The organism is Acidimicrobiia bacterium (assembly GCA_041394025.1).
In the GTDB taxonomy this organism is placed as follows: Bacteria; Actinomycetota; Acidimicrobiia; order IMCC26256; family JAOSJL01; genus JAOSJL01.
On record JAWKJA010000002.1, the window covers coordinates 882,819 to 904,251 of the forward strand.

A 21,433-nucleotide genomic window follows, 5' to 3' on the forward strand; every position below is an offset into this window, starting at 1 on the left:
TCTCAGCCCCTCGTGCGGAGGCTCTCGATGATCGTGACGTTGGCCTGCCCGCCACCTTCGCACATCGTCTGGAGGCCGTAGCGACCCCCCGTGCGCTCCAGCTCGCCGAGCAGGGTCGTCATGAGGCGCGCACCGGTCGCTCCCAGGGGATGGCCCAGGGCGATCGCCCCACCGTTGACGTTGACCGTCTCCATGTCGGCACCGGTCTCCCGCTGCCATGCGAGGACGACGGATGCGAACGCCTCGTTGATCTCCACGAGGTCGATGTCGTCGAGGCTCATGCCCGACTTCTCGAAGGCGTGGGCCGTCGCCGGGATCGGTGCGGTCAGCATCCACACCGGGTCGGCGCCGCGCACGCTCAGGTGATGGATGCGCGCACGGGGCTCGAGGTCGTGCTCGGAGACCGCCTGCTCCGAGGCGACGAGGATTGCCGCCGACGCATCCGAGATCTGCGACGACACGGCGGCGGTGATGCGCCCGCCGGGTACGAGCGGGTCGAGGCCGGCCATCTTCTCGAGCGAGGTGCCGCGGCGTGGCCCCTCGTCGGTCGTCACGCCCTCCACCGGCACGATCTCGGGTTCGAAGCGACCCTCGTCGATGGCCCGTAGCGCACGCTCGTGGCTCTCGAGGGCGAAGCGCTCCATCTCCTCGCGACTGATGTCCCACTTCTCGGCGATCATCTCCGCCGAGCGGAACTGGGAGACTTCCTGGTCGCCGTAGCGCGCCTGCCAGCCCTTCGATCCCGAGAAGGGGTCCGTGAACCCGAACTGCTCGGCCACGGTCATGGCCGACGAGATCGGGATCTGGCTCATGTTCTGGACACCACCGGCCACGACGAGGTCGCTGGTGCCGCTCATGACGGCCTGTGCGGCGAAGTGCACGGCCTGCTGGGACGAGCCGCACTGGCGGTCGACGGTCGTTCCCGGCACCTCGTCGGGCAGGCCGGCAGCGAGCCAGCAGGTTCGTGCGATGTCGCCGGCCTGGGGCCCGATGCTGTCGACGTTGCCGAACACGACGTCGTCCACGGCCGCAGGGTCGACACCCGTCCGGTCCATGAGCGCCGTCAGCGAAGCCGCTCCCAGGTCGGCCGGGTGAACCCCGCTCAGCCCGCCCCCCCGCTTGCCGACCGGCGTGCGGACGGCATCGACGATGTACGCGTCGGCTCCCACGTTGCGACTCTCCTGTGTCATGCGTGCTCCCTGTCGGTCCAGTCTGGTGCGTCGGTGGGGCCGTCGAGAACCCGGCGGGCGACCTCCTCACGGTGGAACGCCGCCGAGCCCCACACCGATTCCAGGGCCCAGGCACGCTTCAGCCACAGATGGAGGTCGTACTCCACCGTGTAGCCGATGGCACCGTGCACCTGGAGGGCGGTGCGGCCGGCAATGTGGGAGGCCTCCGCCGCGTAGGCCAGCGCCATGGAGGCATCGCGTGCGCTGTCGACGGCGGCGCCGCCCTCGGGGTCGGGGTCGGTGCCGGAACCCGGGTCCGGCGACGTGCGGGTCAGCGTGTACGCCGCGCGCTGCACGAGCGGTCGCGCGTACTCGAGGTGGAGTGCGGCGGTGGCCAGATGGTGCTTGACGGCCTGGAAGCTCCCGATGGGCCTGCCGAACTGGTGGCGCTCCTTGGCGTACTCCACGGTGCGCTCCAGCATGGCGGCACCGAGTCCGACGAGCACGGCGGCCGTGGCGGTGACCCCGAGGTTCCGCGCTGACTGGAGCGTCTCCCCACCTCCGATCCTCGTGGACGGCGTCGGATCCCACGTGACGTCGGCGACGCGGCGCGAACCGTCGACCGAGGTCCGTGGCGATGCGGTCACGGCCTCGGCACCGACCAGGTGCACGACGTCACCGTCCGAGAGGAGGAGCACGTCGGCCGTTGCGGCGTTCTCCACGGGTCGCGACCCGCCGGCGGTCGGTATCGCCGCCGACACGCCGACAGCCACCGAGGCCTCACCTCCCACGAGTGCAGGGACCCACTCGTCGGCGATGCTCCCACCGGCACTCTCGAGCACCGGAACGGCTACCGCCGCCGCGTCGACGACGGGTTCCGGTGCGGCCGCACGACCGACCTCGACGAGAACACCGGCGAGGTCGAGCATCGACAGGCCCATTCCCCCGTGCTCCTCGGTGGCGCAGGTCCCGATCACTCCCATCTCGACGAGGTGGTCCCACAGGCCGGGGACCCGACCGTCGGTGGTGTCCCAAGCTGCGCGCACCGCCTCCGGTGTGCACTCACGCGCGAGCAGGTCGGCAACGGCGCCGGACAGTGCGACCTGGTCGTCGGTCGGGGAGAAATGCACAATGGGCTCCCCGACCCTCAGCGCGGGAGACCGAGCACGCGCTCGGCCACCACGTTGCGTTGGATCTCGTTCGTGCCGGCGTAGATCGGCCCCGCGAGGGAGAACTGGTATCCCTTCATCCAGCCGTCGATGTCGAGCTCGGCGTCGACACCGAGCAACCCGAGGGCGGCTTCGTGCAGCGACACGTCGAGCTCCGACCAGAACAGCTTCATGAAGCTCGCCTCGGCGCCGAGTGCGTCACCGTCGGTCATGCGGGTGACGGTCCGGAAGGTGTGGAGCCGGTAGGCGTCGGCGTCCATCCAGGCGCGCACCACGGCGTCGCGTAGTCCCGGGTCGGCCTCTGAGCGTCGATCGCGGTACAGGTCGGCGAGACTCCCGGCCGCGGCGAGGAAGCGACCCGGGCTGCGCAGGCTCAGCCCCCGCTCGGAGCTCGTGGTCGACATGGCGACCTTCCATCCGCCGTCGACCTCACCGAGCACGAGATCGTCGGTAACGAGGACGTCCTCGAGGAAGACCTCGGCGAAGCCGTCGTCGCCGTCGAGGCGCCCCACGGGTCGCACCGTCACCCCGTCGGCGTCGAGGGGGACCAGGAAGTAGGTGAGCCCACGGTGCCGCTCGGCCTCGGGGTCGGAGCGGAAGAGACCGAAGAGCCAGTTGCAGAACGCCCCGCGGGTGGTCCAGGTCTTCTGACCCGTCAGGCGCCAGCCCGCTGCGGTGTCGTCGCGCACGGCGCGGCTCGTGATGCCCGCCAGATCGCTTCCCGCGTTCGGCTCGGACCAGCCCTGGCAGAACAGGTACTCCGAGGACGCGATACCGGGGAGGAAGCGCGCCTTCTGCTCGTCGGTGCCGAAGGCGAAGATCGAGGGCGCCAGGAGGAACAGCCCGTTCTGGTTGACACGGTTGGGCGCTCCGGCGCGCCAGTACTCCTCCTCGAAGATGAGCCACTCCCAGAGCGTGGCGCCGCGCCCGCCGTACTCCTCGGGCCACGACACGGCCACCCAGCGCTCGTCGTACAGACGCCGCTCCCAGTCGAGGTGCGCCGCGAAGCCCTCGGCCGTGTCGCCCGACGGCAGCGGATCGGCGGGGACGTTGGCCTCCAGCCAGGCCCGTGCCTCGGCCCGGAAGACCTGCTCGTCGGCGCTGAAGGTGAGATCCATCGCCTCAGGCACCCAGGCGCCCGAGTGTCGCTTCGGCTTCTGTCACGATCGAGGACATCAGGTCGGCGACGCTCGGCAGTTCGTCGATCACACCGACACCCTGTCCCGTCGGGAGGATCCCCACCTCGGTGCGGCCCTCCACCATCGAGGCCCGGGTGAGCATCGGGGCGTTGGCGGCCATGACGACCTGGCTCCAGGTGAGGTCCTGGTTGCGCTTCATCGCCAGTCCCTCCTGCGCGAGCTCGCGGAGCGGCGTGCCGGTGAGCTTGCGGAATGCCAGAGCGTTCCGCAGCGCCCGCGGGAGTGCCGTCAGCCTCCCGGCACCGGTGAGCGTGTCGATCATCTCGGTGCGGATCACGCGCTGGGGGTAGCCGTCGACGGCTGTCGTGACGACAGTGTCGAACACCGACGCCTGGAGGTAGCGCTGCTTCACGTTGTCGGGCACCGTGGACTCCGCCGTGAGGAGGAACCGGGTGCCCATGGCGATCCCGGCCGCTCCCCAGGCCAGCGCCGCGACGAGGCCCCGTCCGTCGTGGAAGCCCCCCGCCGCGATCACGGGGATGTCGACGGTGTCAACCACCTGCGGGACGAGCAGCGACGTCGGCACCGTCCCGGTGTGGCCACCCCCCTCGGCTCCCTGTGTGATGACGGCGTCGACTCCCCACTCCGCCACCTTCTCGGCGTGGCGGCGGGCCCCGACGGTCGGCATCGTGACGACCCCCGCGTCCTTCAACGTCTTGACCAGACGCTCACCGGGCGCCTGGGCGAAGCTCGCCACGCGCACACCCTGCGACACGATCAGCCCGATGCGGGCGTCGACGTCGGGCTGATCGGCGCGGAGGTTCACGCCGAAGGGCCTGTCGGTGGCGTCGCGCACCTCACCGATGGCGCGGGCGAGCTCGTCGAAGGTCATCGTCGCCGAGGCCAGGATCCCGAGGCCACCGGCCTTGGCGGTGGCCGCGGTGAGCGATGATCCCGACACCCACCCCATGCCCGTCTGGACGACCGGGTACTCCACGCCGAACAGTTCACACGCCGCGGTGTGCAACACGGGCTTGTTGCTCACGCGGGCACCTCGCGCTCACGCAGCCCGGTCGGGTCGAGCGTGTCGCGGATCAATGTCAGGTCGTCGCCGGACGGCACCGGCGTGACCGGGATGTCGTCGGGCACGACGAGATCGCACCCCGTGGCCTCCACGACCTCATCTGCGGTGACACCCGGATGGAGCGACCGGAGCCGGAGCGCGTGGTCGGGTGTCTCGAAGTCGAGAACGCACAGGTTCGTGACGACACGGGGGATCTCGTGGAAGCGCGACGACGCCGGCCCGAGCGCGGCGGCGCGGTCGTAGCCGACACCCGTGACGACGTCGACCCGGTCCACGAAGACGCGTGTCGAGTGGTTGGGCACCCAGTAGCTCGTGGCGTGGTTGATGGTGTTGCCCGGTGCGCCGCGGAACCCGAGGAGCTGCGTCTTGGGTCTCCGGGGATCACCGATCGCCGCGATGTTCTGGTTGCCGTGGGCGTCGATCTGCGTCGCGCCCATCATCACGTGGCGGCGCCCCGACCACACCACGTCGAACATCGAGCGGTACGGGTTCCAGCCCTCGACCGTCTTGTCGGGGTCTGCGACCCCGAGGGAGAGAGCGTTCGAGATGAGAAGAGCTGTGCCGTCGGTCATGACGAGGTCGGGCTCGAACGTGGCGCGGGCGAGATGTCCGCCGATCACCGGGATCGTGCCGATGGGGTTGGCGAGGATCTCACCGTCGCCCCGGAAGGCGTCGGCACACGCGAGAACACAGATCTCGGCGCGCGTGGCGGGGCCGGTCGGGTGGAGCTCGGGTTCCGGTCGCTCAGCCATCGAACCCCACCGCTTCCAGGTACTCGTCCTCTGTCACGTCGAGGTACCGGGCCCTGAACTCGTCCCACGACTCGGGACTCTCCGCCGAGGCGGCGTAGGTCTTCTGGAACGCCTCGTCGCGGGGGTAGTCGGGTACACACTCGGTGAAATGGGCGCCGCCGGGGGTTTCCACGACGCCGTCGGTGAGGAGCCGGTTGATCCGCAGCGTCTGGGGTGGCCCGGAAGAGAGGAGGTCCTCGGTGTCGACGAGTCGCTCCACCGAGAGGTAGCGCTTCTTTGCCGCACCGCAGAACAGGTCGTCGAAGTACGGATCGACACCCAGGTACTGGCCGTTTCCCCCGGCGTCGCCCCGGTGCATGTGCACCAGCGCGGCGTCGAGCTCGAGGGCGGGCATCGCCACGAGATCCTCACCGTCGGCGTACGGCGAGGTGACCGTCTGCAGGTCGGGGTTGAGCGCCATGATGTCTGTGCCGAGCCCACACCGCGTCGGGAGGAACGGGACCCTCCACGCGGCGGCCTGGAGACCGAGGAGGAACATCCCCTCGTCGTACTCGGTGACCTCGATGCTCCCCGCCTGCCGTGCGGCCCGGAAGTGCGGCTCGAGCGGGATGGTGTCGAGTGACACGAAGGCGAACACGACCCGCTTGACGCGACCCGCCGCGCACAGCAACCCGACGTCGGGGCCGCCGTACGACACGACCGTGAGGTCCGTGAGGTCGCTGCGGAGGATCTCCCGGATGATGGCCATGGGCTTTCGCCGTGACCCCCATCCGCCGACACCGATCGTCATGCCGTCGCGCAGCTCCGACACCACCTCGGCAGGGGTCATGCGCTTGTCGGGCACCGGGTCGGGTCCTCCGTCAGCCGTCGAAGTCGGCGTCGCGCTTGTCGACGAAGGCGTCGCGGGCCTCGTCGGCGACACCGCTCAGGTTGAGCTCGAACGTGAAACCCTGCTCATAGCGGTAGCTGCGCTTCACGTCGACGGGGTCGATGCCGTTGAGCGACTGCTTGGCGGCACGGATGACCGTCCCGCTCTTGGCCGCGATGTCGGCGGCGACCGCCCGAGCGGCTGCGCGAAGCTCGTCGCGGGGTACCACCTCGAGGACCGACCCGTAGGCGTGCAGCTCCTGGGCGGTGGCGGGCTTCGCCGTGTAGACCATGGCGCGCATCCTGTGCTGCGGCACGAGGCGGGCGAGGTGTGTGGCGGCGCCGAGCGCGCCACGGTCGACCTCGGGGAGCCCGAAGGTCGCGTCGTCCGAGGCGATGACCACGTCGGCGTTGCCCACGAGGCCGATGCCGCCCCCGAGGCAGTAGCCGTTGACGGCGGCGATGACGGGAACCTCGCACTCGTAGACCGCTGCGAACGCGGCGAAGCAGCCCTTGTTCGCCCCGATGAGGGCCCCGAAGCCCTCGGTGGCCTGCATCTCCTTGATGTCGACACCGGCGTTGAAGCCCTTGCCCTCTGCCGCGAGGATCACGGCCCGCACGTCGGGGTCCCGCCCTGCTGCCGTGACGGTGTCGGCCAGTTCGAACCACCCGGCCACCTCGAGAGCGTTGACCGGCGGGTTGTCGACGACGATCTCGGCGACGCCGTCGGCGACCGAGCTGCTGATTCCCATGACATCCCCGAAGGTGGCGCACGAGTCGGCGTGTTCGGCGTACCCGGCCGGCCCCCGGCGTGCGCTCACCGGGAGCGGGCATCTGGCACAGTAGGCGAGGCCCGGAGCACCGGGCGAAAGTTCCTCGAAGGGGATGATGTGTCCGGCGAAGACGTGTCCGGCGAACTCGACATGACCGACCGGGTGGTCCTGGTCACTGGCGGCTGCCGCGGTGTCGGCCACGGGATCGCCACCCGCTTCCTCGACGCGGGCGCCGAGGTCGTGGTCTGTTGCCGCAACGAGCCCGACACGCCTCCGACGGGCGGTGGGCGCTCCGCGCACTTCGTGCCAGCCGACGTTCGTGAGGCCGACGACGTGGCGCGGGTCGTGGCCGAGGCGGTGTCGCACTTCGGACGGCTCGACACCGTCGTCAACAACGCGGGTGGCTCGCCGCATGTTGCCGCGGCCGACGCATCCCCCGGGTTCTCCGAGGCGATCATCCGGCTGAACCTGATCGCTCCGCTCCTCGTTGCGCAGGAGGCGAACACGGTCATGCAGGGCCAGGAGAGTGGAGGGGTCATCGTCAACATCGCGAGCGTGAGTGGCACACGGCCCTCTCCGGGCACAGCGGCCTACGGCGCCGCCAAGGCCGGTCTCATCAACCTGACGATGTCGCTGGCGGTGGAGTGGGCTCCGAGGGTGCGGGTGAACGCTGTGACCGCCGGCCTGATCCGCACCGAGCAGGCGGAGCTCCACTACGGCGACGCGGAGGGCGTGGCCGCTGTGGCTGCCACCGTTCCCCTCGGGCGGATGGGCGAACCGGCCGACGTGGCGGACGCCTGTCTCTACCTGGCGTCGCCCCTTGCTGCCTATGTGAGCGGCGCCAACCTCACCGTGCACGGCGGCGGTGAGAACCCCGCCTTCCTGGAGGCCTCGAACGCCGGCCGCTGAGAGTCCGGCCAGACGCTCCGCTCGAAGGCGTGGGAACCCCGACGTCAGGTCGTGCGGACGATCAACACCGAGCAGGGGGCGTAGTGCGCCACCTTGGTCGGGACGCTCCCGAGGAGGAACCGCTTCGGGCTGCTGATCCCCCGGTTTCCGACGACGATCAGGTCGGCGCCGACCTGTTCGGCCACGTCGGTGATCGCCGTGGCTCCCTCGCCCACCTGCGCGTGCGTCTCGATGGTGACGCCCGAGGCGTCGAGGCTCTCGGCGGCCTCACGCACGATCTTCTGGGCGGCGGTCTCCTGAGCGGCCGTGTCGCCGACCGGTAGGGGGTCGTCGAAGCGGGGCTCCCCGCCCGTCACCAGATGGAGGGTCGCTCCGACAGCCTTGGCCAGCTCGAGGGCCTGGCGCACGGCCTCGCCCGCTGTCTCGGAACCGTCGGTTCCCGCCACGATCGTCTTGTACATCCGGTGCCTCCCCCGTGTTCACCGCCGGTGCGGCGCCGCCTCGCACGGTAGCGCCTCCGAGGGTCGGAATGTTGCGATTCGTGCTCAGGCGTGCTGGGACGAGACCGCCACGACCTCGCCTGTCATGTACGACGAGAGATCGCTGGCGAGGAACACCATCACGTTGGCGACCTCCCACACCTCCGCGGCGCGCCCGAAGGCCTCCTGTTGCGTGAGCTCGGCGAGCTCGTCGTCGGGCATCACCTTGCTGAGAAACGGGTGCATGGCCAGGCTGGGCGCCACGGCGTTGACGCGCACGCCCGCGGGCGCCGCCTCCATCGCAGCGGCGCGGGTGAGGGCCATCACACCGGCCTTGGCGGCCGCGTAGTGGGCCTGGCGCTCCTGGGCGCGCCAGCCCAGGACCGAGGCGTTGTTCACGATGACCCCCGATTCGCGCTCGAGCATGTGGCGCAGCGCCGCCCGGGTGCAGCGGAACGTCCCGTTGAGAGTCACGTCGATGACCGTGTCCCACTGCTCGTCGGTCATCTCGACGATGGCCGCGTTTCCGCCGAGGCCCGCGTTGTTGATGAGAACGTCGACGTGGCCGAGCGTGTCGACGGCGGTGTCGAACATCGTGCGCACGGCGGCGTCGTCGGTGACGTCGCACGGTATGGACGGTGCGGGATGGCCGAGGACATCGGCGAGGTGCTCGGCCGCCTCGTCGAGGCGTCCCTCGTGGGCGTCGGAGATCATCACCTCCGCGCCCTCCTCGGCGCAGCGTTTGGCCGCGGCGAAGCCGATTCCGGTTCCCGCTGCTGCCGTGACGAGGACGGTGCGGCCGGCGAGGAGGTCGTGGCCCCCGGGGTACGGCGGGGCGACCTTCATGGAGAGCTCCTCACGGTCTCGTCCCGCTCGTCCCTCACGATGCCACCTTCGGCTCGGCGGGAAGGCCCAGGGCGCGCTCACCGATGATGGTGCGCTGGATCTGGTTCGAGCCGCCGTAGATCGTGTCGGAGCGCGTGAAGAGGAACAGCCGCTGGGCCGCGCTCAGGTCGTACGGAGCGCCGTCGGCCACGAGACCCTCCGGGCCGAGAATGTCGACCGCCAGCTCACCGAGGCGCCGGTGCCACGAGGCCCAGTAGAGCTTCGTGATCATCCCCTCGCGTGTGAGCTCGTCGCCCTCCATGCCCGACAACGTGCGCAGCGCGTTCACACGCATGATGCGCAGGCCGATCCATGCATCGGTGATCCGCTGCCGGAAGATCGGGTCATCGAGGCGCCCGTTGTGGCGCGCCGCGTTCGTGATGGCGTTCAGCTCGTTCTCGAACGCCAACTGCTGACCGAGCGTGGAGGCTCCCCGCTCGAAGGCCAGGGTTCCCATGGCCACCTTCCAGCCGCCGTTGATCTCACCGACGACGTTGTCGGCGTCGGTGCGTGCGTCGTCGAAGAACACCTCGTTGAACTCCGACGTGCCGGTGATCTGCCGGATCGGCTGGATGGAGACGCCGTCCTGGGCCATCGGGACCAGCAGGTACGAGATCCCGCGGTGCTTGGGCGCCTGCGTGTCGGTGCGGCACAGCACGAAACACCAGTCGGCGAAGTGCGCCAATGACGTCCAGACCTTCTGACCGCTGATGACCCACTGATCGCCGTCGAGTGCCGCACGGGTCTGGACGTTCGCCAGGTCGGAGCCGGCATCGGGCTCGGAGTAGCCCTGACACCAGATCTCGGTTCCTCCGGTGATCCCCGGGAGGAAGCGCTTCTTCTGCTCGGGGGTCCCGAACGCCACGAGGGTGGGCCCGATGAGGCCCTCGTTGACGATACCGACACGGCCGGGCGCACCTGCCCGTGCGTACTCCTCGTAGAAGATCACCTGCTGATGAAGTGTTGCGCCGCGGCCCCCGTCGGCCTCGGGGAACCCGATACAGCACCAGCCGGCGGCTCCCAGGTGCCGCTCCCAGGCGATCCGCTCCTCGACGAACTCATGCTCGTCGCCGGGGCCACCCCGCCCGCGAAGCTTCTCGAACTCGCCGGTCAGGTTGGCGTCGAGCCACCCGCGCACCTCTGCGCGGAACGCCTCGTCCTCGTCGGAGAATCGCAGGTCCATGCGCCGGGCAGTCTACGGAGCGCGCGCAAGCCGGGGCGCTATCCGGACGCCGACACGTGGAGAGCGCCGACGGCGACTACTTCTTCGGGGAGCGGTGGATGACGTTGAAGCGCTCGGTGACGACCGGCTGACCGGTCCTGCTGTCGGTCCACTCCGTCTCGATGACGAGAAACGTCATCGTGGAGCCCTTGCTCTCCTTGTCGTAGAAGTCGACGACCGTGGCGTCGCCGTCGAGGACGTCGCCGACGACGATGGGTCGGTGGTACTCGAACGACTCCTCACCGTGGAGGATCACGCCGCCACCGGCCATCAGCGGGCCCATGATGTCGGCGACCGGGTTCTTCCCACCTGTGGGATCGTCGGGCTGCAGATCGTCGAACTTCCCGTAGTGCTGCATCACGAAGGAGTAGGTGGGTGGTGCCGGGATGTTGTCGAACCCGGCGGCCTGTGCAGCCTCCTCGGAGTGGTAGATCGGATTCCTGTCGGTGACGGCGTCGGCGAACACGTCGACCGGCCCCCGCTCGATCACGACGTGGTACGCCCCCGTCTTCGTTCCGATCACACTCTCGTCGACCGCCACCTTCTCCCCCTCACTCTCCCTCGGACCCACTCACCCTCGGACCCACTGCCGGGTGTCCTGACGCTTGCGGGAGCGCCGGAAACCACCGCGCTACCGTGACGCCTGCGTCAGTGTTCTCTCACCGGGCAGCGGGCGCAAGTGCAGACAGCCGACCGGAAGTGAGGCTCCCCGGCCATGAAGACCCGCGAATACGACACGATCCTCTACGAGGAGCGCAACAACGTCGCGTGGATAACGCTCAACCGCCCCGACGTGCACAACGCGTTCAATTACCAGATGCAGCGGGAGATGAGCGACGTGTGGCGGTTCCTGCGGGGCCAGGACGACGTCAACGCCGTCGTCCTCACCGGCGCGGGTGACAAGGCGTTCTGCACGGGCATCGACCGAATGGAGTCGATGGCCGACGACAAGCCCGCCGACGCCCTGCCGATCGGCTCCGTCGGCAACCCCTTCCAGTTCGACGACCCGGGCCAGATGCTCGGGCCGAAGAGCAACGACTTCTGGAAGCCCGTGATCGCCGCGGTGAACGGTATGGCCTGCGGCGGGGCGTTCTACATGCTCGGCGAGGTGGAGTTCATCATCGCCGCCGAGCACGCCACGTTCTTCGACCCGCACGTCACCTACGGCCACGCCGCGGTGTTCGAGCCGATCCTCATGGCCACACGGATGCCACTCGGCGAGATCATGCGGTTGTCGCTCATGGGCAACTACGAGCGCATGTCGGCGGCCCGTGCCGAGCAGATCGGCCTGGTGTCGCAGGTCGTGGCCGCCGACGACCTCGACGACGCCACAACGTGGGCCGCTGAGGCCGTTGCCGCCCAGCCCCCTCTGGCCGTCCAGACGACGATGCGCGCGATCTGGGCCGCCTACGAGATGCACCGCAAGGAGGCGCTCCACATGGGCCCGGCGATCATCGCCCACGGCAACGACGAGGAGACGATGCGCCAGGGCCAGCAGGCCTTCGAGTCGGGGCAGCGCATCGACTGGAGACTGCGGTGACAACGGGCGCCTCGATCGTGGGCGCCGCACTCTCCGACATCGGGCGGGTCGACACATCGACGCCCTACGAGCTCCACTTCCAGGCCGCGAGCCGCGCGCTCGCCGATGCCGGCCTCACCCGCGACGACGTCGACGGTTTCGCGTCCACGGGAATGGGGCTGCTCGCGCCCGTCGAGATAGCCGAGTATCTGGGGTTGCGCCCCACGTGGGCCGACGGCACCGGCGTCGGGGGCAGCGCCTGGGAGTTCATGCTGGAACACGCGGTGGCAGCTGTGACCGCCGGTCACGCCGACGTCGTTCTCATCGTCTACGGGTCGACGACACGTGCCGACCTGAAGGCCCGGCGGCGGAAGTCGAACGTCTCGTTCGGCGGGCGTGGCCCGGTCCAGTTCGACGCCCCCTACGGGCTCACGCTCGTGGCCAAGTACGCCATGGCGGCCCAGCGGCACATGCACGAGTTCGGCACGACCATCGACCAGTTGGCCGAGATCTCCGTCGCGCAGCGCTACAACGCGTCGCTCAACCCCGAGGCGTACTACCGGGATCTCATCACCGTCGACGACGTCGCCTCGTCCCGGATGATCGCGGAGCCGCTGACCAAGCTGCACTGCTGCATCCGTTCCGACGGCGGCGGTGCCGTCGTCGTGACGTCGAACGAGCGGGCCGACGGCCTCCCCTCGACTCCCGTACGGATCCTCGGCACGGGTGAGGCCACCTCGCACACGACGATGAGCGAGTGGGAGGACTTCACCGAGTCGCCGGCCGTGCGCTCGGGTGCCCTTGCGTTCGAACGGGCCGGGATGACGCCCGCCGACGTCGACATCTGCGAGGTCTACGACGCGTTCACACCCATGGTGCTGCTCACACTCGAGGCGCTCGGCTTCTGCGGTCGTGGTGAGGGTGGCTCGTTCGTGGAGGGTGGGCGGTTGCGCGTCGACGGGGAGCTCCCGACGAACACCGACGGCGGAGGCCTGTCGGCGTGCCACCCTGGCATGCGCGGCATGTTCCTACTCGTCGAAGCGGTCCGGCAACTGCGCGGCGAGGCGGGCGACCGTCAGGTCGACGGCGCCACCGTTGCGTGCGTGAACGGCACCGGCGGCTGGTTCTCGTCGGCGGCGACGGCGATCCTGGGTGCGGCGTGAGACTCGACTTCACCGACGACCAGGAGGAGCTGCGCTCCGGCGTACGCGGTGTCCTCGGGGCCGAGTGCACGATGGAGAGCGTGCGGGCACTCGCCGAGACGGGTCGCCCGCTCGACTCGCTGTGGCGCCAGATGGTCGACCTCGGCTGGCCCGCCCTGACCGTTCCCGAATCGGCCGGGGGCCTCGGGCTCGGGTTCGTCGAGTGCGCCGTGGTCGCTGAGGAACTGGGCCGGGTCGTCGCGCCCGGGCCGTGGCTCCCGACGGTCACCCAGTTCGTGCCCGTCGTGCGCGAGACCGGCTCCCCCGAGCAGCGCCACGACCTCCTCGCCGAGGTTGCCGCCGGTGAGCGTACCGGCACCCTCGCCCTCGCCGAGGAGACCGGCAGCTTCGACGTCGCCGACGTCACGGCCGAGGTCGCCCCCGACGGCGACGGGTGGGCGCTCAGCGGCACGAAGCACTGGATCGTCGAGGGCGACCACGTCGACACGCTCGCCGTGATCGCACGGCTCCCCGGAACCCGGGGGGACGAGGGCGTCACCTCCGTGATCGTCGACACGGCCGTCGCCGAGATCTCTCCACTGGAGACGTTCGACGCAACTCGCTCGGTCGTCACGGCCACCTTCGACGGCGTGCACCTCGGTGCCGGCGCCGTGCTCGGGGAGCCCGGTGGCGACGCCGTGCCGGTCCGGAGAGCCGTCGAGGAGGCCACGGTGGCACTGTCGCTCGAGATGGTCGGCACCGCCCAGACGATCTTCGACACGGTGCTCGCCTACGCGAAGGACCGCCACCAGTTCGGCGTCCCCATCGGGTCCTTCCAGGCCATCAAGCACAAGTTCGCCGACATGTACGTGCTCCTGGAGCGGGCGCGCTCCGTCGCCTACCTCGCGACAGCGACGATCGCCGATGACGACGAGCGCCGTGGCGTCACGGCCTCGATGGCCAAGGTGGCCGCCGGCGACGCGCAGAAACGGATCGCCAAGGAGGGCATCCAGGTCCTCGGGGGGATCGGCTACACGTGGGAGCACGACATGCACCTGCTCGTGCGCCGGCTGAAATCGGGCGACGCACTCTTCGGCACACCCGCCGACCACCGCACGAGAGTGGCCGCCCTCGCAGCGGACGAACCCGGATCCGGCTGAGCAGAGGCGGGGCCGGCATGGCCGAAGTCCCCTGCAGGAATCAGGAATGACGCTGTTTCGGCTCGGACCCAGATGGACCCTTCGATGTCACACCCGGGTTCTAGTCTGATCTCGTCGATTCGGAGGCAGGTCTCCGGGCCGGTCTCTTCCCCCGATGGCTACGGCCGCGTGCCCTTGGCTGCGCGCGGCCCGGAACCGGAAAGGGGGTGGAGATGGGTATCGGAGATGGACCCGACGACGAGGGCCCGGAACAGGGCCGTGCCGGCCTACCCACATCCGACGGGCACTGGTCGTGAGAGACAGCGGATGCGCCTGGCCCGGATGCGACCGTCCGCCACTCCAGGGCAACCTCAACGCCCACCACATTGTCCACTGGGCCCACGGCGGCACCACCTCAACCGAAAACTGCGTCCTGTTGGGTCGAACACATCACAGCCGAGTCCACGAACACCGCTGGAGCGTGAAACTCACCACCGACGGGCGACTCGAGGTGAAACCACCCTAGGGAGAACGCCGGGGGTCGGCCCGAGCGGTCACGGCCACGTCGAGGTCGCGGTCCCCGAGGAAGATCTTCAGCAGGGTCAGGTCGACGTTCCCGGCGAGCGACACCACCACGCCGTCGGGCTCCACGAGGACGTCCGCGCCCGTGACGTCGTCCGGAAGCCCCTGGGAGGCGAGGCTCTCCCACGCGAGCTGTTCGGCCTCACGCGGGTCGAGAACGAGTTCACCGTTGCGCAACGCCCCCTCGTCGATCCCGTTCGCCCCTGCCACGGCGGCTGCATCCGCGGCCTCCGCCAGAGCCCGACGCGTCGAGAAGGACCGCCACAGGTCGAGGCTCAGTCCACCGAGGAACAGGACCGTGACGCAGAGCCCGAGGATCCAGAGAGTGACCGCTCCCCGCTCGTCGCCGGCACACCACCCCTGGCCTCGACGCCGCGGCTCCACCTCACATGCTCCGGTACGTGTCGCGGATCTCGGTGTGGGTGGCCGTCCACCGCCAGGCACCGACGTCCCCGATGCCGGGAACAGACATCGCCGGCATCCGCACGGTCACACGAGCCGTCACCGATCCGCCGCGGCTCGGGCCCTGTCTCTCCCACCGGATCGTGACATCGGTGTCGGCGAGCCCGTGGCTGGCGAAGATCAGGGCTGCGGTCGATTCTGCCTCGCTGCGTGATTCCGCCGAGTCCGCCGACAGTGCGGCGACACGCGCCGCTTCTGCGGCTGCAACCGTCGCCGTGGCCTGACGTTCCGACCACGTCGGGAACGTCAGGACCATCAACGAGATCGGTAGGAGTAGAAGACCGATACCCAGCGCGAGCTCGAGTGCGGCGAAGCCCTCCTCTGCACGCTCATGGCTCCGTCGGCGGCCCGGTGCACTACCGGCACGTCGGAGCTTCACGGTTCCTCCTCGGACACGGCAACGGCCGTCGCCGTGAAGCTCCAGTCCGGCACGGGATCGATCCAGCTCCTGAACGTGACGTCGGCCCGTGCCGTGACCACCGGCACCGGGCCCGAGTACTCGACGCTGCACGACACCGCCACACCGTCACCGAGAGGCCCGCTCAGTAGATCGTCGAGCACATCGTCGGCCCGATGTCCGCACGCCTCGACGCGTTCGGCGTCGGATCCCGCCGCGAGAGAGCCTGCGCGCGCCGCCTCGTCCGTCGCTGCCCGAACGACGCCTCGTCCGTACTGGAAGACGATGATGTTGGCGACGAGTACCAGGAACAGCAGGGCGAGGCCTGTTGCGAGTACGAACTGGATCGTGGCGAAGCCACCGTCGCGCGAGCGGTGGGGCCCGCCCGTATCCGGGCTCCCGACGCGCTCGGGGGTCGGATCGGCACCGCTCGATGTCACGGCGTTCGTCAAATCCCGAGCTGTCCCTCGATCCAGTTGATGACGTTCACACCGAGAGCCTGCAGGAGCGCCCAGATCGCCACGAGGGCGGCGATACCCAGGGCGGCGTTCCCCAGGAGTTCCGCCGTGGTCATGCCCGATTCGGATCCCTGCACACCGCCTCGCGTCCGGTCGCTCCCGCTCCCATCGCTCCCGGTCCCGGTGCCCGTCAGATCAGCACCGATCCCGGAGATCCCATCGGTTTTTCCCTCCACATCGTTTCCCTCCACATCCATGCGTTTCTCCTCTCTCCCCGGCCACCTGCCGGTCTCTCCGGCCACACACGGGCCGACACCTTCGATGACGATGCACGCGCCATCAGCGCGCGCCGAACACGACAAACGGAATAGGCGCTGCGATGAAGAGCAGCATGACCGGGGCCAGTACCGCGATCGTCGGTACGAGCATCGTGGCCCGACGACGGGTCGCTTCTCGTCGCAGCTCCTCACGACCCGCGTCGCGGATGTCCTCGCTCAGCTCGAGTAGCGCGACACCGAGATCCGCTCCACGCTGGGCTCCCGTTGCGAACAGGTTGAACGTTCGAGCCGCCGAGGGCTCCGGCGTCAACGCGGCGGCCCGGCTGAACGCCTCCGTCTCGGACGTTCCTGCCCTCACAGCTCGCAGGACCATCGTGAGCTCCTCGACGACCACGCCCTGACCGCGGTCGACGACTCTCTGCACCGCCTGAATCGGACCAGCACCGGTACGCAGATGCATCGCGAGCAGCTGATTGACGGTGTAGAGCTCGAGACGGATGCGCTCCGTGCGCTCGGCGATGACGCGATCGAGGTGTGAACGGGGTCTGGCCGTTCCGATAACCACGCCACAGGTGCCGAGCACCAGAGCCACAGCGACCGACCGGGCGAGAACGGCACCGATCACGACCCCTGCGACACCCGTGGCGAGCGCGGCGGAGACCTGCCGGAGTCGGAACGCCTCGGGTGTGTCGTCGAGGAATCCGGCCTGGCGGAGACGCAGTGCCAGAGCGTCGTCGCTCTGGGATCGGACCAACCGACCGAGTGTGCGGACGGCGGCCAGCGTCGGCGGGCCGAACAGCCGTGCCAGCACACCGCCTGACGAACCCGGGGCGCCGTGGCCCGCCTCGATGAGATCTGCACTCCGCCCGAGCCGAGCCCGGGTGACAACGAGATAGGGGCGGAGTCGAGGCGCCAACCGGCGTGTCGGCGGAACCAGGAACGTGGCACCGGTCGCGAAGCAGATTCCGATCGCGGCCGCGGCGATGAGCGTGGGTCCACTCATCAGATCTCCACCCCCTCGAGTGCCGCGGCGCCGAAGACACGTCTCTCAAGCCGCTCGCGTCCGAGTCGACCGATGATCCATGCACCCAGGAGGCTCATGACGGCGCCGACGAGCACGACGAGCATTCCTGCCGGTGACGCGTAGAAGTCGCGAAACGCCCCGGGACGAAGGGTCAGCATGACGAGCACCAGCCAGGGGAGGACGACGACGGAACGCGCGTTGATCTTCATCTCGAGACCCTCGCTGCGGATCTCCTCCGCCACCTTCAGGTCACGTGTTGTCGACGCGACGAGGTCCTCGAGGATGCGCCGCACGATCTGGCCACCCCGCTCGTGGGCCAGGATCAGGACCTCGATGACCCGGTCGCTCGTGGGATCCGCCAATTCCTCCTTGACGACCTCCAGCGCCGGCACGGTTCCGAGCATCCTCGACAGAGTCGGGAACCTGGCGAGGGCCCGCTGCAACGACTCGGGGCCGGAGACCGCCATGGCGCACAGCGCCTGGGTGAGCGACCGGCCCGACGAGATCGACGCCAGGATGTCGCGAAGCCCATCGGGCCACGCCTCCCGGACCTCGGCGAGGCGCTGGACCCGCCGGCGAGCGAAGTAGGCACGCGGGAGGAGAGCAACCGCGACGGCCGGTGCCACGGCGACGGTCCACGTGCCTGTAACGGTGACAACGACGAGGAACGCAGCAAGACCGACGGTGACAGAGCCTGCGACGAACTGTTGGACCGTGACGGCCAGACCCGCCTGCTGCAGCCAGAGTTGTCGACGCGAGACCTCCGCACGCGGGCGGGCAGAGCGGCGCGACAGGGAGACCGGGTTCCCCGTGAGGTGGCCCACGAGGAGAAACAGGAACGTCCCGAACGAGAGTGCGGCCAAAACGATCATGTCGGCGCCGTCACAGATCGTTCGACAATGCGGCGAAGGGAGAGGTCGCGAGGCAGACCTCGGTCGACGCGCTGGGCCAGGTGCTCCGGCAGCGCTCCCGTCCACTGCAAGGGCTCCGAGAGGTGCTCCCGTCGGAAGACCGGCTCCATCGTGAAATCCGATCCGAGACTCGGGACGACGACGGCGATCTCCATGACCCGGCGCGCGACGCCGCTGTCGGCGTCACCCGGGTGGTCGTCACGGTCGAGGTGAACGACGACGTCGAGTGATTCCGCGAACACCTTGCGGACGATGTGCTCGGTGATGTTCTCACCGGCCATCAGCGCTGCGTTGAGGAGGGCATTGAGCGCCTCTCCCGCGCTGTTGCTGTGGACGGTGCAGAGAAAACCGCACCCTGCGTTCACCGCGCGGCTGAGCTCGAACGCCTCGGCGCCGCGCACCTCACCGACGACGATCCTGTCCGGGCGCATCGCCAGGACGAACTTGACGAGGTCCCGAAGGCTGATCTCACCACTTCCGTCGAGCGAGGGTGGCCGAACCTCGTAGTAGGCACCGTGAGTGAGCGGGACAGCGAGCTCCCGGATCTCCTCGCAACAGCGAGTGCAGTGCCGAGGAGGTGCCGCGGCGAGCAAAGCGGCGGACAGGGTCGTCTTCCCCGCGCCAGGCTCCCCCGACACGACGACCCGGCTGCGAATCTGCATCACGGCCCACAGGAAGCCCGCTGCCTCCGACGTGATCGAGCCGCGCTCCACCAGGTCCCCGAGCGCCACGTTGCGGACTGTGTAGCGGCGCAACGTCGCCGACAACTCATCGGAGATCGGCGGTATCGACGCGGTGAGACGAGCGGAGCCGTCGAGTACACGCGCTTGAACGATCGGATTCTTGGCGTTCAACTGGCGATCCGTCGACGCCAGCAGGCGCTCGATGATCTGTCGGTTCTCGTGTTCGCTCGTGGGCGTCGAAAGTCCGCGGACGATCCCCGACGCGTCGAGGTAGGACACACGTGGTCCCTCGATGAAGATCTCCTCGACGTCACGACGTGCGATGAGTTCTGTCAAGGCACCGAGGTCGGCGACAGAGCGCAGTACCCGCTCCACCATTGTCTGGGGGTCACCGAGCGGAACGACCTCCCCGAGGTGCGCACTCCGCTGATAGTCGTCGACCGCCTGTCCGACTTCGCTGCGCACCTGTTCGAGATCTGTCTCAGCCCGTAGACGGCGCCGTTCGACACGTGCGATGACGTCGCGGCGGATGACGTCGTACGCGTCTGTCCGCGTTGTCATCGGTACGCGCCCGGTCCAACGAGGTCACCGGTCTCCACGGTCGCAACATCCGACCTGTCGGACGCCGGCAGTTCCCGCACGAGCCTGCCCACGGCACGACTGAACGGTCCGCGCTCCACGATGGCGCCGGACCACGCTGCGGCTTCGACTCTTCGGTCGGCAGGAAGGAACGTGAGACCGGCCGGACGATGGGTGCGCACGATCTCACGCTCGATCTCAGACCGCTTGAAGGGCTCGCGTGGCGCGCGGTTGACCACGAGATGCACGGGCGCGTGTGGGTTCAGATGTCGCACGTCGGCAACCCAGCCGAGAATCCGCGCGACACCCACGGGCGTTCCCGATGCCACGCCCACGAGCCGATCCGCCTCCGCGACGACAGCCCGGGCCAGGGAGTAGCGCGTTCGCCCGCCGGACCCGAGGTCTTCGAGCATGTGGCCGACGTCGGTCACGACTCGATGGCCGGAACGCTCGAGTCGCTCGAGCACATCGAGAACCTCATGAGGGCGGAGCTGAGACCATGCAGCGGCGTTCGGCAGCCCCGCGCACACGCGCACAGATGACCCGCCGACCGGGACGAGACAGGCGTCGAGGTCGCCCATCCCGTGCTGTACCGCATCGACGGCAGTGCGCAGGTTTGGCTCGATCGGGAGCGCGAGCCGCTGGCCGATCGACGGCATGACGTCGTCGGCGTCGAGGAGAGCGACGTCCTGCGAACCATCCGACGACCCACCGGCGAGTCCGGCTGCGAGGTGTATCGCCATCTCGGTGGCGCCGGTTCCACCCGGTCCTCCAACCACGACCCGATCGGAACGGGAGCCGTCGGAGGACGCTCGTACCGGTGTGTCGGGGACCGCTTCGGCGGGCACGTCGCGAGGTGCGAGCGCGACGAGCACCGCCTCGAAGGCGGCCGGTCCGGCATCCGATTCGATGCATCGGTCGACACCGATCGACTCGAGGTGCTCCCTCGCTCCCGGGTCGTCGCGTTCGAAGACACCGAGGACCCGATGGCGACGTTCGTGCAGAGCGTCGACGAGCCCGTGAGTGAGCGCCGGCCAGCTACTGGCGGCGACGAGTGTGTCGTAGATCTCGTCGAGTGCCAGAGCCGGGTCCACAACGAGCTGGCGGACCCTCACTCCACCGTGATCGGTGAAGTGCCGGTGCAACTCCTCCACCCACGGCTCGGGCGAGAAGACGAGCGCGATCTCCGGCTCGCGCGGCGTCATTCGCCCTCACCGTCCTGAGAGGCGCCCGTGGAGCGCGCGAGCACGATCGACCCGCTCTCGATCCCTGCCACCACAGCGAGTGCCTGTCGATCGTCGACGGCGACCGTGACCGAGAACTCCTCGATCCCACCGCCGAGTGCTCCCGTCGCCGGTCGATCGACCGAGAGGACCTCGGCACCCTGCACGGCGTAGATCGCTTCTCCGTCGACGACGGTCAGCACGTCGACTCGGTCTCCCGGCTCGAGTTCGCCCGCCACCGCCCGGCTCTCGTCGACGGGAACGCTCATCGCGCGCAGGCCTCCCGGCGCGGCTTCCTCCGCCAGGTCCTCGACGGACATCAGCTCGCCCTTGCCTATCCGGTGTACGGCGATACTCCCCTCGACACCGGACATGTCACCGTCGGGGACGAGCGTGTCGAGGACGTCGTCGTTTGCGTCGACGTCGACGAAGGTGACGTCGTCGGCCATCACCACATCGCCGGGCAGGATCTCGTGGGCCGCGACAGCGACCGGGGTGGCGTCGTTCGAGGACCGGAGGGCCGCGAGTGTGGCCACGACTCCGACCAGACCGGCCGCCACCATCACGAGGTGCCCGACCGACACCCGC

25 protein-coding genes are annotated in these 21,433 nt (G+C 69.3%); 5 read left to right on the forward strand and 20 right to left on the reverse strand.

All coding sequences use genetic code 11. From position 1 onward, the window contains the following. Positions 1–2: 2 nt before the first annotated feature. From R3A49_04100 to R3A49_04130, 7 genes are read right to left on the reverse strand one after another with little or no spacing between them, the layout of a single operon-like run. Entirely contained in the window at positions 3–1,190 is a 1,188-nt protein-coding gene (locus R3A49_04100) for an acetyl-CoA C-acetyltransferase (GenBank protein MEZ5169912.1), read from the reverse strand. Next, the gene (locus tag R3A49_04105; protein MEZ5169913.1) at positions 1,187–2,299 is read right to left on the reverse strand and encodes an acyl-CoA dehydrogenase family protein; all 1,113 of its coding nucleotides are present in this window, start codon (positions 2,297–2,299) and stop codon (positions 1,187–1,189) included. The genes R3A49_04100 and R3A49_04105 overlap by 4 nt, the downstream gene beginning before the upstream one ends. A gap of 17 nt (positions 2,300–2,316) precedes the next feature. After that, the gene (locus R3A49_04110; protein MEZ5169914.1) at positions 2,317–3,456 is read right to left on the reverse strand and encodes an acyl-CoA dehydrogenase family protein; all 1,140 of its coding nucleotides are present in this window, start codon (positions 3,454–3,456) and stop codon (positions 2,317–2,319) included. A 4-nt stretch (positions 3,457–3,460) separates the two neighbouring features. Then, the gene (locus R3A49_04115; protein ID MEZ5169915.1) at positions 3,461–4,522 is read right to left on the reverse strand and encodes a nitronate monooxygenase family protein; all 1,062 of its coding nucleotides are present in this window, start codon (positions 4,520–4,522) and stop codon (positions 3,461–3,463) included. Further along, on the reverse strand, positions 4,519–5,313 hold the full coding sequence (locus tag R3A49_04120; GenBank protein ID MEZ5169916.1) for a CoA-transferase: 795 nt from the start codon (positions 5,311–5,313) through the stop codon (positions 4,519–4,521). Before R3A49_04120 ends, R3A49_04115 begins: the two co-directional genes overlap by 4 nt. After that, positions 5,306–6,157, reverse strand: coding sequence for a CoA-transferase (locus tag R3A49_04125; protein MEZ5169917.1), 852 nt, complete (start codon positions 6,155–6,157; stop codon positions 5,306–5,308). Before R3A49_04125 ends, R3A49_04120 begins: the two co-directional genes overlap by 8 nt. A 16-nt stretch (positions 6,158–6,173) precedes the next feature. Further along, positions 6,174–6,932, reverse strand: a complete 759-nt coding sequence (locus R3A49_04130) for an enoyl-CoA hydratase family protein (GenBank protein ID MEZ5169918.1) — start codon at positions 6,930–6,932, stop codon at positions 6,174–6,176. A gap of 171 nt (positions 6,933–7,103) precedes the next feature. On the opposite strand from R3A49_04130, the gene R3A49_04135 reads away from it, so the two are divergent. Next, positions 7,104–7,862, forward strand: coding sequence for an SDR family oxidoreductase (locus tag R3A49_04135; protein ID MEZ5169919.1), 759 nt, complete (start codon positions 7,104–7,106; stop codon positions 7,860–7,862). A 44-nt stretch (positions 7,863–7,906) separates the two neighbouring features. Here the strand turns inward: R3A49_04135 and R3A49_04140 are convergent, their stop codons facing one another. From R3A49_04140 to R3A49_04155, 4 genes are all read right to left on the reverse strand, one after another. Then, entirely contained in the window at positions 7,907–8,323 is a 417-nt protein-coding gene (locus R3A49_04140; GenBank protein ID MEZ5169920.1) for a universal stress protein, read from the reverse strand. An 84-nt stretch (positions 8,324–8,407) separates the two neighbouring features. Beyond that, a complete protein-coding gene (locus R3A49_04145; GenBank protein MEZ5169921.1) occupies positions 8,408–9,187 on the reverse strand; it encodes an SDR family oxidoreductase in 780 nt (259 codons plus the stop codon). Between the two features lie 34 nt (positions 9,188–9,221). Then, entirely contained in the window at positions 9,222–10,409 is a 1,188-nt protein-coding gene (locus R3A49_04150; GenBank protein MEZ5169922.1) for an acyl-CoA dehydrogenase family protein, read from the reverse strand. 76 nt (positions 10,410–10,485) lie between these two features. After that, positions 10,486–10,989 carry a MaoC family dehydratase N-terminal domain-containing protein gene (locus tag R3A49_04155; protein MEZ5169923.1) on the reverse strand — a complete coding sequence of 168 codons (504 nt, stop codon included), beginning with the start codon at positions 10,987–10,989 and terminating at the stop codon, positions 10,486–10,488. Positions 10,990–11,163: 174 nt separating this feature from the next. Between R3A49_04155 and R3A49_04160 the strand changes: the two genes are divergently transcribed. The 4 genes from R3A49_04160 (at position 11,164) to R3A49_04175 (ending at position 14,774) form a co-directional block, all read left to right on the forward strand. Continuing rightward, positions 11,164–11,988, forward strand: a complete 825-nt coding sequence (locus R3A49_04160; GenBank protein ID MEZ5169924.1) for an enoyl-CoA hydratase/isomerase family protein — start codon at positions 11,164–11,166, stop codon at positions 11,986–11,988. Beyond that, positions 11,985–13,130, forward strand: coding sequence for an acetyl-CoA acetyltransferase (locus R3A49_04165; GenBank protein ID MEZ5169925.1), 1,146 nt, complete (start codon positions 11,985–11,987; stop codon positions 13,128–13,130). The genes R3A49_04160 and R3A49_04165 overlap by 4 nt, the downstream gene beginning before the upstream one ends. Further along, positions 13,127–14,269 carry an acyl-CoA dehydrogenase family protein gene (locus tag R3A49_04170; protein MEZ5169926.1) on the forward strand — a complete coding sequence of 381 codons (1,143 nt, stop codon included), beginning with the start codon at positions 13,127–13,129 and terminating at the stop codon, positions 14,267–14,269. The genes R3A49_04165 and R3A49_04170 overlap by 4 nt, the downstream gene beginning before the upstream one ends. 154 nt (positions 14,270–14,423) lie before the next feature. Beyond that, positions 14,424–14,774: an HNH endonuclease signature motif containing protein gene (locus tag R3A49_04175; GenBank protein ID MEZ5169927.1), complete on the forward strand. Its 351-nt coding sequence runs from the start codon at positions 14,424–14,426 to the stop codon at positions 14,772–14,774. Here the strand turns inward: R3A49_04175 and R3A49_04180 are convergent. The 9 genes from R3A49_04180 to R3A49_04220 all read right to left on the reverse strand — a co-directional run bounded on the left by R3A49_04180 (position 14,771) and on the right by R3A49_04220 (position 21,429). Further along, complete coding sequence (locus tag R3A49_04180; protein MEZ5169928.1) at positions 14,771–15,214, reverse strand: pilus assembly protein TadG-related protein; 444 nt, start codon at positions 15,212–15,214, stop codon at positions 14,771–14,773. The two genes, R3A49_04175 and R3A49_04180, sit on opposite strands and share 4 nt — an antisense overlap. Position 15,215: 1 nt before the next feature. Further along, on the reverse strand, positions 15,216–15,671 hold the full coding sequence (locus R3A49_04185; protein ID MEZ5169929.1) for a hypothetical protein: 456 nt from the start codon (positions 15,669–15,671) through the stop codon (positions 15,216–15,218). Further along, positions 15,668–16,129: a hypothetical protein gene (locus R3A49_04190; GenBank protein MEZ5169930.1), complete on the reverse strand. Its 462-nt coding sequence runs from the start codon at positions 16,127–16,129 to the stop codon at positions 15,668–15,670. The genes R3A49_04185 and R3A49_04190 overlap by 4 nt, the downstream gene beginning before the upstream one ends. Before the next feature lie 8 nt (positions 16,130–16,137). Further along, complete coding sequence (locus R3A49_04195) at positions 16,138–16,404, reverse strand: hypothetical protein (protein MEZ5169931.1); 267 nt, start codon at positions 16,402–16,404, stop codon at positions 16,138–16,140. Between the two features lie 82 nt (positions 16,405–16,486). Further along, positions 16,487–17,428, reverse strand: a complete 942-nt coding sequence (locus R3A49_04200; protein MEZ5169932.1) for a type II secretion system F family protein — start codon at positions 17,426–17,428, stop codon at positions 16,487–16,489. Continuing rightward, positions 17,428–18,321 (reverse strand): hypothetical protein, encoded by an 894-nt coding sequence (locus R3A49_04205; protein MEZ5169933.1) that lies wholly within the window; start codon positions 18,319–18,321, stop codon positions 17,428–17,430. The genes R3A49_04200 and R3A49_04205 overlap by 1 nt, the downstream gene beginning before the upstream one ends. Beyond that, complete coding sequence (locus R3A49_04210) at positions 18,318–19,604, reverse strand: ATPase, T2SS/T4P/T4SS family (protein ID MEZ5169934.1); 1,287 nt, start codon at positions 19,602–19,604, stop codon at positions 18,318–18,320. Before R3A49_04210 ends, R3A49_04205 begins: the two co-directional genes overlap by 4 nt. Further along, positions 19,601–20,827, reverse strand: a complete 1,227-nt coding sequence (locus R3A49_04215) for a hypothetical protein (GenBank protein MEZ5169935.1) — start codon at positions 20,825–20,827, stop codon at positions 19,601–19,603. Before R3A49_04215 ends, R3A49_04210 begins: the two co-directional genes overlap by 4 nt. Next, entirely contained in the window at positions 20,824–21,429 is a 606-nt protein-coding gene (locus tag R3A49_04220; GenBank protein MEZ5169936.1) for an RcpC/CpaB family pilus assembly protein, read from the reverse strand. Before R3A49_04220 ends, R3A49_04215 begins: the two co-directional genes overlap by 4 nt. Between the last annotated feature and the right edge of the window lie 4 nt (positions 21,430–21,433).

Excerpts from the sequence above, each read along its gene's own strand:
- R3A49_04160 (MEZ5169924.1), top strand. The coding sequence starts at position 11,164 with ATGAAGACCCGCGAATACGACACGATCCTCTACGAGGAGCGCAACAAC.
- R3A49_04200 (MEZ5169932.1), bottom strand. The coding sequence starts at position 17,428 with ATGAGTGGACCCACGCTCATCGCCGCGGCCGCGATCGGAATCTGCTTC.
- R3A49_04110 (MEZ5169914.1), bottom strand. The coding sequence starts at position 3,456 with ATGGATCTCACCTTCAGCGCCGACGAGCAGGTCTTCCGGGCCGAGGCA.
- R3A49_04130 (MEZ5169918.1), bottom strand. The coding sequence starts at position 6,932 with ATGGGAATCAGCAGCTCGGTCGCCGACGGCGTCGCCGAGATCGTCGTC.
- R3A49_04215 (MEZ5169935.1), bottom strand. The coding sequence starts at position 20,827 with ATGACGCCGCGCGAGCCGGAGATCGCGCTCGTCTTCTCGCCCGAGCCG.
- R3A49_04145 (MEZ5169921.1), bottom strand. The coding sequence starts at position 9,187 with ATGAAGGTCGCCCCGCCGTACCCCGGGGGCCACGACCTCCTCGCCGGC.
- R3A49_04175 (MEZ5169927.1), top strand. The coding sequence starts at position 14,424 with ATGGCTACGGCCGCGTGCCCTTGGCTGCGCGCGGCCCGGAACCGGAAA.
- R3A49_04120 (MEZ5169916.1), bottom strand. The coding sequence starts at position 5,313 with ATGGCTGAGCGACCGGAACCCGAGCTCCACCCGACCGGCCCCGCCACG.
- R3A49_04140 (MEZ5169920.1), bottom strand. The coding sequence starts at position 8,323 with ATGTACAAGACGATCGTGGCGGGAACCGACGGTTCCGAGACAGCGGGC.
- R3A49_04210 (MEZ5169934.1), bottom strand. The coding sequence starts at position 19,604 with ATGACAACGCGGACAGACGCGTACGACGTCATCCGCCGCGACGTCATC.
- R3A49_04100 (MEZ5169912.1), bottom strand. The coding sequence starts at position 1,190 with ATGACACAGGAGAGTCGCAACGTGGGAGCCGACGCGTACATCGTCGAT.
- R3A49_04135 (MEZ5169919.1), top strand. The coding sequence starts at position 7,104 with ATGACCGACCGGGTGGTCCTGGTCACTGGCGGCTGCCGCGGTGTCGGC.
- R3A49_04205 (MEZ5169933.1), bottom strand. The coding sequence starts at position 18,321 with ATGATCGTTTTGGCCGCACTCTCGTTCGGGACGTTCCTGTTTCTCCTC.
- R3A49_04150 (MEZ5169922.1), bottom strand. The coding sequence starts at position 10,409 with ATGGACCTGCGATTCTCCGACGAGGACGAGGCGTTCCGCGCAGAGGTG.
- R3A49_04195 (MEZ5169931.1), bottom strand. The coding sequence starts at position 16,404 with ATGGATGTGGAGGGAAACGATGTGGAGGGAAAAACCGATGGGATCTCC.